This is a genomic window from Pseudomonas frederiksbergensis (assembly GCF_003732705.1).
Classification (GTDB): Bacteria; Pseudomonadota; Gammaproteobacteria; order Pseudomonadales; family Pseudomonadaceae; genus Aquipseudomonas; species Aquipseudomonas frederiksbergensis_F.
The window spans coordinates 1-11,511 of record NZ_MOBR01000016.1; the positions used below are offsets into that span (position 1 = coordinate 1).

Annotated in this window: 10 protein-coding genes; 6 read left to right on the plus strand and 4 right to left on the minus strand. The window is 59.6% G+C overall.

Annotation, left to right across the window (positions count from 1 at the left end):
* Window positions 1-136: 136 nt before the first annotated feature.
* Genes BK667_RS17565 through BK667_RS17575 form a run of 3 tightly spaced genes read left to right on the plus strand, consistent with a single transcriptional unit; the run spans window position 137 to window position 3,702 of the window.
* Window positions 137-796, plus strand: a complete 660-nt coding sequence (locus tag BK667_RS17565; protein WP_123598408.1) for a paraquat-inducible protein A — start codon at window positions 137-139, stop codon at window positions 794-796.
* Window positions 783-1,406, plus strand: coding sequence for a paraquat-inducible protein A (locus tag BK667_RS17570; RefSeq protein WP_123514509.1), 624 nt, complete (start codon window positions 783-785; stop codon window positions 1,404-1,406). The genes BK667_RS17565 and BK667_RS17570 overlap by 14 nt, the downstream gene beginning before the upstream one ends.
* Complete coding sequence (locus tag BK667_RS17575; RefSeq protein ID WP_123598409.1) at window positions 1,399-3,702, plus strand: PqiB family protein; 2,304 nt, start codon at window positions 1,399-1,401, stop codon at window positions 3,700-3,702. The genes BK667_RS17570 and BK667_RS17575 overlap by 8 nt, the downstream gene beginning before the upstream one ends.
* 182 nt (window positions 3,703-3,884) lie before the next feature.
* Here BK667_RS17575 and mksF read toward each other — a convergent pair whose 3' ends face one another.
* The 3 genes from mksF to mksB are packed head-to-tail and all read right to left on the minus strand — an operon-like array spanning window position 3,885 to window position 8,690.
* A complete protein-coding gene (gene mksF / locus BK667_RS17580) occupies window positions 3,885-6,725 on the minus strand; it encodes an Mks condensin complex protein MksF (protein WP_123514505.1) in 2,841 nt (946 codons plus the stop codon).
* Window positions 6,722-7,423: an Mks condensin complex protein MksE gene (gene mksE / locus BK667_RS17585; protein WP_123598410.1), complete on the minus strand. Its 702-nt coding sequence runs from the start codon at window positions 7,421-7,423 to the stop codon at window positions 6,722-6,724. The genes mksF and mksE overlap by 4 nt, the downstream gene beginning before the upstream one ends.
* On the minus strand, window positions 7,413-8,690 hold the full coding sequence (gene mksB / locus BK667_RS17590) for an Mks condensin complex protein MksB (RefSeq protein ID WP_185058238.1): 1,278 nt from the start codon (window positions 8,688-8,690) through the stop codon (window positions 7,413-7,415). Before mksB ends, mksE begins: the two co-directional genes overlap by 11 nt.
* A 220-nt stretch (window positions 8,691-8,910) precedes the next feature.
* On the opposite strand from mksB, the gene BK667_RS17595 reads away from it, so the two are divergent.
* The gene (locus BK667_RS17595) at window positions 8,911-9,651 is read left to right on the plus strand and encodes an energy transducer TonB (RefSeq protein ID WP_123598412.1); all 741 of its coding nucleotides are present in this window, start codon (window positions 8,911-8,913) and stop codon (window positions 9,649-9,651) included.
* Window positions 9,644-10,096, plus strand: coding sequence for a ribosomal protein S18-alanine N-acetyltransferase (gene rimI, locus BK667_RS17600; protein ID WP_123410073.1), 453 nt, complete (start codon window positions 9,644-9,646; stop codon window positions 10,094-10,096). The genes BK667_RS17595 and rimI overlap by 8 nt, the downstream gene beginning before the upstream one ends.
* Before the next feature lie 165 nt (window positions 10,097-10,261).
* On the opposite strand, the gene BK667_RS17605 is transcribed toward rimI, so the two are convergent.
* A complete protein-coding gene (locus tag BK667_RS17605; RefSeq protein WP_123598413.1) occupies window positions 10,262-10,666 on the minus strand; it encodes a serine kinase/phosphatase in 405 nt (134 codons plus the stop codon).
* 167 nt (window positions 10,667-10,833) lie between these two features.
* Between BK667_RS17605 and can the strand changes: the two genes are divergently transcribed.
* The gene (can, locus tag BK667_RS17610; protein ID WP_123514497.1) at window positions 10,834-11,478 is read left to right on the plus strand and encodes a carbonate dehydratase; all 645 of its coding nucleotides are present in this window, start codon (window positions 10,834-10,836) and stop codon (window positions 11,476-11,478) included.
* The last annotated feature ends 33 nt before the right edge of the window (window positions 11,479-11,511 follow it).

The following is an 11,511-nucleotide window of genomic DNA, read 5'->3' on the forward strand; positions in this document are numbered from 1 at the left end:
CCCCTATCTGCGTATGCAGGTAGGGGTTTTGTTTTGCCCGCAGGAAAGTGCGCCCAGACAGCGGCACAAATTTGCACAGTTATTTTCGATTCAGAACACTAGAATAGGTCCACCTTTTTCGGAGCAAGAGCCTTTTATGCCAGATTCGGTTGACGCCCCAGGGCTGTCAGATTTACCGCTGGACGATTTGGTGGCGTGTCATGAGTGCGACCTGCTGATGCGCAAGCCCGAACTCGCCCGTGGCGAGAAGGCCCTGTGCCCACGCTGCGGCTACGAACTCTATGCCCACCGGCACAATGTGGTTCAGCGCAGCCTCGCCTTGGTCATCGCGGCACTGTTGTTGTATGTCCCGGCGAACTTTTTACCCATCATGCAGCTCAATCTACTCGGGCAATCATCGCAAGATACTGTCTGGACCGGCGTTGTCGGCCTGTTCAATACCGGTATGCAAGGCGTAGCGGTCGTTGTGTTCCTGTGCAGCATGGGCATTCCGCTGCTCAAATTGCTCTGTCAGTTGCTGGTGCTCCTGAGCATTCGTTTCGATATCGGGCGCAGTTACGGTTTGTTGCTTTACCGCATTTATCACCACCTGCGGGATTGGGGAATGCTCGAGGTTTACCTCATGGGCGTGCTGGTCGCGATCGTCAAGCTGGCAGATATGGCAGCCATCACCGTAAGTCTTGGCCTGGCATGTTTCATCAGTTTGTTGTTGGTCCAGGTGTGGTTAGAGGTTGTGATGTCGCCTCACCAGATCTGGCAGGCTTTGTCAGGAGAAGATGCCCATGCGGGCGATTGATGCAGGCATTCTGATTTGTATCGAATGCCACGAGTTGAACAAGCAGGAAGCCGACACCGATGAGCAGGTGTGCACCCGTTGCGGTGCGCTGGTTCACGCCCGTCGACCGAACAGCTTGATGCGTACCTGGGCGTTGCTGGTCACCGCCGCGATTCTCTACATCCCGGCCAATGTGCTGCCGATCATGACTGTCAGTTCCTTGGGCAAGGGCGACCCCAGCACCATCATGTCCGGCGTGATCCAACTGGTGCAGCACGGCATGATTCCCATCGCGGCCGTGGTTTTTATCGCCAGTATTTTGGTACCAACGTTCAAGCTCGTCGGCATCGCCTTGCTGCTGTTTTCGGTGCAACGTCGCCAGCCACTGTCGGCACGCCAACGGATTGTGATGTACCGGTTTATCGAGTTCATTGGCCGTTGGTCGATGCTGGATATCTTTGTGATCGCCATCCTGGTGGCGGTTGTTAATTTCGGACGGCTTGCCAGCGTCGAAGCCAATCTTGGCGCCATCGCCTTCGCCAGTGTGGTGATTCTGACGATGCTTGCCGCAGTTACTTTCGATCCCCGACTGATTTGGGATAACACGGAGTCGGACGACGACCATGACTGATTTGCCTACAGCGAAAACCCGACCGGCCTCGAACTGGTCAGCTATCTGGGTACTGCCGCTGATCGCCCTGATCATCGGTGGCTGGCTCGGCTGGCGTGCCTATAACGAAACCGGCATCGAGATTCAGGTGCGCTTTGAAAGCGGCGAAGGCATTCAAGCCAACAAGACCGAAGTGGTCTACAAAGGCATGTCGGTGGGGAAGGTGAAGACCCTCAAGCTTGATGATGAAGGCAGCTCCAAAGGGGTGATCGCCACCATCGAGATGAACAAGGACGTGGAGCAATACCTCAAGACCAGCACCCGTTTCTGGCTGGTCAAACCAAGCGTGAGCCTGGCCGGTATCACCGGTTTGGAAACGTTGGTATCGGGTAATTATGTTGCCGTCAGCCCCGGTGAAGGCGAGCCGACCCGCAAGTTCAAGGCCCTGGCCGAAGAGCCGCCACTGTCGGACTCCAAGCCCGGTCTGCACTTGACCATCAAGGCTGATCGTCTCGGTTCGCTGAACCGTGGCAGCCCGGTGTTCTACAAGCAAATCAAGGTCGGTCAGGTCAAAAGCTATCTGCTGTCCGAAGACCAAAGTACGGTCGAGCTCAAAGTCTTCATCGAGCCCACCTACGCCAACCTGGTACGCAAACACACGCGCTTCTGGAACTCCAGCGGCATCAGCATCGACGCCAATCTGTCCGGTGTGAAAATCCGCAGCGAATCCCTGGCCAGCATCGTCGCCGGCGGTATCGCGTTCGCCACGCCGGAAAACCGCAAGGACAGCCCGCCCACCGACCCAAGCCTGCCGTTCCGTCTCTACGAAGACTTCGACGCCGCCGCCGCCGGTATCCGTGTGAAGGTCAAACTCAGCGACTTTGAAGGCTTGCAGGCGGGCCGTACGCCTGTGATGTACAAAGGCATCCAGGTCGGCAACCTGAAGGCGCTGAAGATCGATCCCGATCTGTCTGCCGCCACCGCCGAATTGACGCTTGATCCACTGGCCGAGGATTACCTGGTCACCGGTACTCAGTTCTGGGTGGTTAAACCGTCGATTTCCCTGGCGGGTATCACCGGTCTGGAGGCCCTGGTCAAAGGTAACTACATCGCTATTCGTCCCGGCGACAAGGGCAGTGCGCCGCAGCGCGAATTCGTGGCGAGGGCCAAGGCGCCGCCGCTGGACCTGCGCTCACCGGGCCTGCACATGGTGCTGTTCACTGAGAATCTGGGTTCCCTGGAAGTCGGTAGCCCGGTGCTCTATAAACAGGTCAAGGTCGGCTCGGTCCAGAGCTATCAGTTCTCCAAGACCAAGAAACAATTGGTGATCGGCGTTCACATCGAGAAGGAATACGAGGGCTTGGTCAACGCCTCGTCGCGGTTCTGGAACGCCAGCGGCATCACGCTCAGTGGTGGTTTGACCGGCGGCATCCAGGTCAAGAGTGAATCGCTGCAAAGCCTGATGGCCGGAGGTATCGCCTTCGAAACACCGGAAGCCAAGGCACCGTTGCAGAAGAAAATCCCGCGTTTCCGTCTGTTCCCGAGCCATGACGATGCGAACCAGAAAGGTGCGGTGGTCACCATCAAAGTCGATCGTGCGGACGGTTTGCGCACCGGCACGCCAATCCGGTTCAAAGGACTGGATGTCGGCAAGATCGAGGACGTCGACCTCACGGATGATTTGCAGTCGGTGATGCTGACCGCGCGGATCACCGAGGTGCCGGAACGCATCGCTCGGGTAGGCAGCCAATTCTGGGTGGTCAAGCCAGAGCTGGGACTGATCAAGACGTCGAACCTCGAAACCCTGGTCACCGGTCAGTACATCGAAGTGCAACCGGCTGCGAAAAGCCTCGGCCCGCAAAAGAACTTCGTAGCGTTGGCCAATCCACCGGAGTCCGCCAAGGTTGAAGCCGGGTTGAGCCTGGTATTGAGCGCCGCTCGCCGTGGTTCGCTGAAAACCGGTGTGCCGGTGACCTATCGCGAAATCACCGTCGGCAAGGTGACAGGGTATGAGTTGGGTTCGACGGCGGATCGCGTGTTGGTGCATATCCTGATCGAGCCGAAATACGCACCATTGGTGCGCAGCGGTACGCGGTTCTGGAACACCAGCGGTTTTGGCCTGGACTTCGGTTTGTTCAAAGGTGCCACGGTGCGGACTGAGTCGCTGGAGACATTGATCCAGGGCGGCATCGCTTTTGCCACGCCGGACGGTGAGCGTATGGGCACTCCGGCCCGGCCAGAGCAGACGTTCCCGTTGTTCGACAAGTTTGAAGATGAGTGGCTGACCTGGGCGCCGAAGATTTCGCTCGGTAAGTAGTTTATTGGCGGCTGTACTGCCGCCATCGCGAGCGAGCTCGCTCCCACAGTGGATTTGTGTCGAACATAAAACCTGTGGGAGCGAGCTTGCTCGCGATGGGGCCCTTAAGTCACCGAAAAGCTTTCAATAAAAAAGGCCGCAATCCAATGGATCGCGGCCTTTTTCATATCTAACGGTTCAACCTAAACCGCATCCAACTCCGGCTCATCCGCCTCAACGTTCACCGTCGCCTTCACCTCATCATGCCGACGGATGTACTTCCAGTCCGCCTCATCGATGTAGATCCCGTTCGGTCCGCTGCCACCTTCCAGGTCAATCGCCACACTGGCGCAAACCTGCGGCTTCACACTCGCCAGGATCGGCACGAAGCCCAATTGCAGACTGGTTTCCAGCAGCGCCGCCTGGTTCTTCTCGTCGATGTCCGCCGCTTCGTCGAGGTAGTACGGCAGGCGCACGCGACCGGCCTGGTCGCGGTCCATCAAGTGCAGCAACAAGTACATGTTGGTCAGCGCCTTGATGGTCATCGTGGTGCCGTTGGACGCCGCGCCATCGATGTCGGTGTGGATCACCGGTTGACCGTTGACCTTGGTGATCTCGAACGCCAGTTCGAACAAGTCCTTGAGGCCGAGCTGGTTGTGGTTTGCCGCCACCAGCCGCGCCAGGTACTCCTTGGCTTCTTCGTTCTTGTTGTCCTGATCGGCGCTTTGGCTCAGGTCGAACACCGAAAGCGTCTCGCCTTCTTCGTACTGACCGGCGCTGTGGATGATCTGGTCGATGTGCTTGAGCGCTTCCTTGTTCGGCGCGAGGACGATGCGGAAACTCTGCAGGTTGGAGACCTGACGCTTGTTGATCTCGCGGTTGAACAGCGCCAGTTGATGCTCGAGGCTGTCGTAGTCGCTGCGGATGTTACGCAGGGTCCGGGCGATGTCCGTTACGGCGGCACGCCGTGCCTTGCCGAGGGTCAGGGCTTCGTCGGTGCGGTGCGCGTAAGCGTTGATCAGCAATTGCAGACGGCGCTCCATGTCGTCTTCGCTGTCGAACTTGGCCACGCCTTTGAGGCGCACTTGCGCATACAGCGCTTCGATCTGACCATCGCTGCGCTGCAAGCCCTGCCAGCTGTCCTGATAGTCGTTGAGTAACGGCAACAGGTTGTCCATGGAATCGTCGATCGGGTCCATGAATGGCGTGCCGAACGGCAGGTCTGCCGGCAACAGCTGACGGCGGCGCAGGGCGTCGTCGAGGGTGCGTTGCTTGGATTCCATGTCGCCGATCTGCCGGCCGACCAATTGCAGCTTGGCCGACAGTTGCTGGACGCGTTCGGTGAAGGCGTCACTGGAACGCTTCAATTCTTCCTGCGCCGCTTCCATCTGCGCCAGTTGCTCAAGCTTGTCGTCTTCTTCGGCACTCAGGGTTTGCGCGCGACGGAAATCTTCCAGGGCTTTCTGCGCGTCCAGCACTTGCTGGTACAGCGCTTCGGTCTGGGTCTTGCTGGCCGCACGGTCGGCGACCACGGCAGCCTGGGTTTTCAGTTGTTTGAGCTCTTTCTCCAAGCGCTCTTTCTGATCGCGCAACGCGGCGCGGTCAGCCAGGGCTTGCAGGGCGGGCGGCTCGATGTGCGAGATGTCGATGGCCAGGCCCGGCACTTCGAAACGCTCGCCTTTGAAGCCATCGAGGATCAGTTCCAGGGATTTGACCCACTGACCGTCCTCGTCCAGCGTAATCCCGTGTTCGCCCAGTGGCAGGCTGAACAGCGCGCTGTTGAACAGGCGCATCAGGCGCTCGACGTCCTGTTGCGAGAACTCTTCACGCAGACGGGCGTAGCTGTTGTTGTCGGCGTGATCGAGTTGCTGCTTCACCGACTTCAGGCGTTTTTCCAGATCCCGCAGACGTTCTTCCAGGTCTTCGGCGCTGAACTGCCGGGACTGGGCCAACGCACCGGCGAGTTCATCGTGGGCATCCTTGGCCGCCAGCAATTGCTGCTCAAGGACTTTGACGTCAGTGACCAACGCGAAGCGATGCTTGAGCACCGACAATTCGCCGAGCCAGCGCTGGATCCCGGTGATTTCCCGCTCCAGGCGCATCAACTCTTGAGTGCCGCCGCGCTGATCGTTTTGCAGCGCGTCCTGCTCGTTGCGGTAGTGCTCGGCTTGAATCGTCAGCTCTTCCTTGCGCGCACTGGCGTAGTCCGACCAGGTGCCAAGCAACGAGTCGAGCAGCGGCGAGATGCGGTGCAACTTGCCACGCAGGATATTGCGCTGGGCAACCCCGGAAGCCAGTGCTTCAACCAGCGGGCCGGCGGTGACCAGCGAGTTGTAGTCCTGCTCCATGCGTCGTACATCGCGGAACGCTTCTTCGCACGCAGCAATGTAATCGACACTGCCGGAACGCAGGCTGTGTTCGAAGGCATCGAGGAACAACTGCTTGAGCTTGGCCGCGGTGATTTCGCGCATGTGCAGCAGGTTGATGAACAATGCGCGGAAGGTCTTCAGGCTTTGTTCGCTGGTGGAGCGCAGCGGAATCAGCGTCAGGTCCAACGGAATCGACGTGTGGCCACCGACCAGCAAGCGCCGCAGTTCATCGGGCTTGAGTTCGTAGGCTTTCAGGCCTTCGCGCTCAAGGTTGGTGAACAGCTCTTTCTGGCGCAGGCAGGTGTCGTTTTTCTGGTAGTGAGCCAGATCCAGTTTGCCGGCGTAGGCAAAGAACTGGTGACCAAAACCGCCGCCCGGGCCGCGACCAACCACACCGATCACGTGCGGACCGTGGGGCAGCGAGACTTCGACCAGGATGTAACTGGTGTCCGAGGCGAAGTAGAAGCGCCGGGATTGTTCCAGGCTGTACTTGCCGAAACTCATGTCCGACATGCGCGCCAGAATCGGGAATTGCAACGCGTTAATCGACGCGGATTTACCGAGGTTGTTCGCGCCGTAGACCGATAGCGGTTCTTCCAGCGGGAACAGGCCGAGGCTGTAACCGGCGGTGTTCAACAGGGCGAAGCGGCGAATGCCGTAGCGTTCCTTACTCATGCGTCGGTCTCCTGTTCTTCGGCAATGGCGCGGGCCATGGCGTCTTCTTCGCTTTCTTCCTCGAAGTCACTCAGATCAAGCGGATCGTCGGTTTGCAGCAGTTTTTCGTCGCTGTCGTCATCGATCAATACCGGCACCGGCAACGGCAAGACGCTGTGCAGGCTGGCGGCCAGATCGCGGTCCTGCTGAACCGAGAGACAGACATCGAGGAAACGGTGCATCGGCGGCAGGAAACGGTAGATGCCGTTTTCTTCGCCGGCAAAACCGAGTTGGGTCATGCGGCGCATGATCTTTTCTTCGAGTTCTTCGACGGTCTGCACTTCGGCCTGAATAAACAGGTCGCGGTATTTCTCCAGCAGTGACGGCAATTCATCGCGGCCGAGACTGCCGCCGTCGAGCACGGCGACCGGGTCGCGGCCCTGGTCGGCCAGGTGTTCGACGAGGATGAAGGTGAACAGCGCCAGTCTTTGGGCGGTCTTGTTCACCGCAGCAGCAGCGAGGTCCGGCACGAAGTAATAGAAACCACGGGTGTCGCAGACCAATTCATAGCCCAACGCCTTGAACAGCGTGCGGTACTGGTCCTGGAAGTTCGACAGTTGCGCGTACAGCTCCGGGTCGCGGCGGCTGACGTGGTAGCCCTTGAACAGCTCGCGAAAGATCGGCGCCAGCTGGGACAGTTCGTTTAGATCAAGATGCATTTGGGGTGCTCGCAGAATCCTCGGCGGCGTTGTCGCGGGCCGAGAGCAGGGCGAAGGAGCGCAGGCTGACCTGGTGCTCATGAGTGTGGTAGTCGCGGCGTTCCAGACGCTCACGGGTGAAGCGTTTTTCCCGGGACAGGCGCGAGAACCAATACAGCAATTCGTCGGTGGCTCCGTCCGGTTCCTGCTCCAGCAGCCAGGTCATCAGGTCCGGCATCGGCAGGGCGTCTTCGCAGCGTTCGAGCATTTCCCGAACCGTGCGCGGCGCGCGTGGGGCTTCGCCTTTCTGGGTTTTGTGGGCCTTGGGAAAACGCGCCGGTTTCGGCTCGAAACGCGCCAGTGCATAAACGTAGGCTTCGACCTGACTGGCGCTGCCGAGGAACGTGCTTTGCGGCCGGGTGAACATCGGCATCGCGGCTTGCGGCACCGCATCGATGCCTTTACGACGAATGGCCGATAAGGCCAGCGCCGCACCACGGGTCACGGCGTTATGGCGGCGGGCTTCTTCACGCAATGGCAGCAGCAATTCGCGGGCATGACGCAGGGTTAGCTGGGCGCTGGTCTGCATTTCGAGGATGCGCGCGTGGGTGCGCAACAGCATGTCGTCATCGACCAGATGGCCGAGGCGCTGCTGTTCGGTGAGCATGCGCAGCAGGACGTTTTCGACCTTGCGCACACCTTGTTCGAAGGCGCCGTCGGCGTTCACCAACTGAATCATCGGCTCGACGTATTCGTCCCAGGTCGCCAACACTTCAGCGTAACGCTGACGCAACGGAATCTGCCGGTCGCTGGTCTTCGCGCGCTCGGCGACGGCCACCAGGGCCTGTTCGTCGTTGGCGAGTTTCTTCAATACGTCCCGCACGCGCATGTCGAGCAAGCGCAACTGGCGCGCCAGGTCGTGGCCGTCGCGAATGTCGAAGGCATCCTGGATGTAACCGGCCAGGCGTTCGAGGTGGCGCAAGTAGGCTTCGATTTCCAGGCACAGGCCCAGACGGTGCTCACGGCGCAGGTAGGCGAGGAAGTCGTGGATCTGCGCATTGAGCTCGAAACGGTTCGGGCTTTTCGCCACGGGCACCAGAATGTCGAGGCGGATCCACACGTCCAGCAGGCTGGTGATGTCCTGCGGGGTACTGTCCAGTTGCTGGGCGGCCAACTGTGAACGCAGTTCGTTGAGGCTCAAAGTGCCTTGGTCGAAGTGCTCGCACAGTGGCTCCAGAAGTGCCCAGTGTTCAGCGAGGGCGCGCAAGACGCGCTTGGGTTCGATCATCGGGATGGCCGGCTGGTTGTCGAATAAAAGCAGCGATTGTACTGCATCACGCCGGTTGCGATTCACTCGCGGGACGGGCAGTCGCTGTTTCTGTGGGTAAGAGTATTGATCAAGCGCGGGCGATCTTGAGCGAAGGGCGGTAGAATCACCGCACTATTAGTTATCCACAAGTGGCCGACCCTTGCTTATCGAGTCCCGTCGCCGCGCTTATTTGACCGCCATGCAGGTGGTCAACTGGCTGCCGCGCACCGAATTGCCCTTTGCCGCGCCCTCGCGCCCCGAGTTGCTGGAGGCGCCCGAACCGTTGGTCGTCGCCCCGGTGGTGCAGGCGATTGTGGCTGAGGCGCCCGTGGAACCGGTGGTCAAACCGGCCGAACGGGTGAAAATCGAGGTCCCACGGCCATCGCTGGCCAGCACGCGCACCAACGCCAAGGCCGAAGAAGAAGCCGCGCCGGTGGTGGCCAAAGCGCCCGTCGTGCCACCACCGCGCTTTTCCTTGCAGCTGCTGCGGGCCGGGCGCTGCCTGCTGCTGGTGGAGTTACCCACAGGCGAAACCTTCCAGACCCGCGATCCCGCGTACATGTTGCTCAAGGACATGCTGCGCGCCGCCGGTCTGCCGGACAGCCCGCAAATCGTCGGCGAACCGGTGCGCTGGCCGCTGCTGGTCCGCGGCACCATGGATCAAGGGCCGGAAGCCGCTCGCGATTTCGTACAGGGTTTCCTCTCGGCCCGGCTCGAAGACGCCCTGTGCGTCTGCCTGTGGCTGATCGGCTTGCCGGCAGTGCGGTTTGCCGGTGAGGCGAACGCCGAATCCTTCAACCGTGAACTCCAGGTCGAAGGCCTGGGCTCGGTCTGGGCCCTGCCGGGCCTGGAACTTTTAATGGAAGAGCCACAGCGTAAGGCTGATGTCTGGCAAGCCATGCGTCGGCTGATGGCGCGTTGGAAAGAATCGAATGAGTGACGCTGTATCGTTCCGCCCGATGACCGAGGCGGACATGGACGCTGTACTGAAGATCGAGTACGCGGCCTATAGCCACCCGTGGACCCGGGGGATTTTTCTCGATGGCCTGGGCAAGTACCAGATCTGGCTGATGTTCGAAGGCTCGCAGCAGGTCGGCCACGGTGTGGTGCAGATCATTCTGGATGAAGCGCATCTGCTGAACATCACCGTCAAACCGGAAAATCAGGGCCGAGGCCTGGGGTTGACGTTGCTGGAGCACTTGATGTCCCGGGCATATGACGCCAAGGCGCGGGAATGCTTCCTGGAAGTGCGCGACAGCAATCGTGGCGCCTTTAAGTTGTACGAGCGGTATGGGTTTAACGAGATTGGTCGGCGTCGGGATTACTACCCGGCGGTGGGCGGGCGTGAAGATGCCGTTGTCATGGCCTGCACCCTGGTTGATTGAGATTCAAAGGCTTCGCTGTAGGAGCAAAGCTTGCTCGCGATGGCGATCTTGAGGGCGCTATCGCGAGCAAGCTTTGCTCCTACAGTGGGATGGCCATCACAAAAACTCCACCAACCCTGTAGGAGCGAGGCTTGCCCGCGAAGGCGTCCGCTCAGGCGCTACAGATCAACGATTCCCGTCAATCGGATCCCGCTTCGCCAACTCCGCCTCATCCAACCCATTCCCGCCGCCAATATCGTCTTCATCGACAATACTCAAATCCCAGTCTGCCTGGTCGCCTTCGCCAGCCTCGTGAGCATCCCGCGCGCCATCTTCATGGATCAGGGTTTCCGGGCTCATGTCATCATCAGTAGACTCATGGTCGTCGGTCGAGGCCCCGGTCATGCCGGCTTCGCGCACACGTTCGCGGGGCATCAGGCGTTCGCGTTCGTTTTCCGGCAGCTCGTCACCGATTTTGGCGCTGGGTTCTTCCTCGTCGAAATCCAGCTCATGCATCGAGCCCATGCGGTCTTCGTTGTCATCGATGGGCTCCGGTTGCACCGCATCGTACGGACGTCGTGAATCAGTCATGGCAATTCCTCATACTGTGGGCCTTACTAAGGTGGACCCACTGGGTGTGCGAGAATTCCACCGGCATGGAGCACCGGTCAGAGTCGTCAGGGGTATTTGCATCGCGCGCGTGACCCCGACGGGTGGTCGTCTGTCAAAACTGCGCATCATTCTTGAGGCTTCATTGCATGAACGAATTACAAGATCTGATTGATAACAACGAGCGCTGGGCTGACGCGATCACGAAAGAAGATCCTGATTTCTTCGCCAAACTGGCCCGCCAGCAAACCCCTGAATACCTGTGGATCGGCTGTTCCGATGCGCGGGTGCCGGCAAACGAGATTGTGGGCATGCTGCCCGGTGACCTGTTCGTACACCGTAACGTGGCCAACGTGGTGTTGCATACCGACTTGAATTGCCTGTCGGTGATTCAGTACGCGGTGGACGTGCTCAAGGTCAAACACATCCTGGTTACTGGCCATTATGGCTGCGGCGGTGTGCGTGCTTCGATGCAGGACCGTCAGTTGGGCCTGATTGATGGCTGGCTGCGTTCGATTCGTGATCTTTATTATGAAAAGCGCGAAGAACTGGCCAAGCTGCCCACCGAAGAAGAGCGGGTCGACCGCCTCTGCGAGCTCAACGTGGTCCAGCAAGTGGCCAACGTCGGCCACACCAGCATTGTGCAAAACGCCTGGCATCGCGGGCAGAGCCTGTCGATCCACGGTTGCATCTACGGCATCAAGGACGGTCGCTGGAAAAGCCTGAACGCGACCATCAGCGGTTTTGAACAACTGCCGCCGCAGTATCGTTTGCGTCCGGTCGGGGCGTTGTAAACCCTGAAATAAAGGCCTTTTGCGCACCCCGCG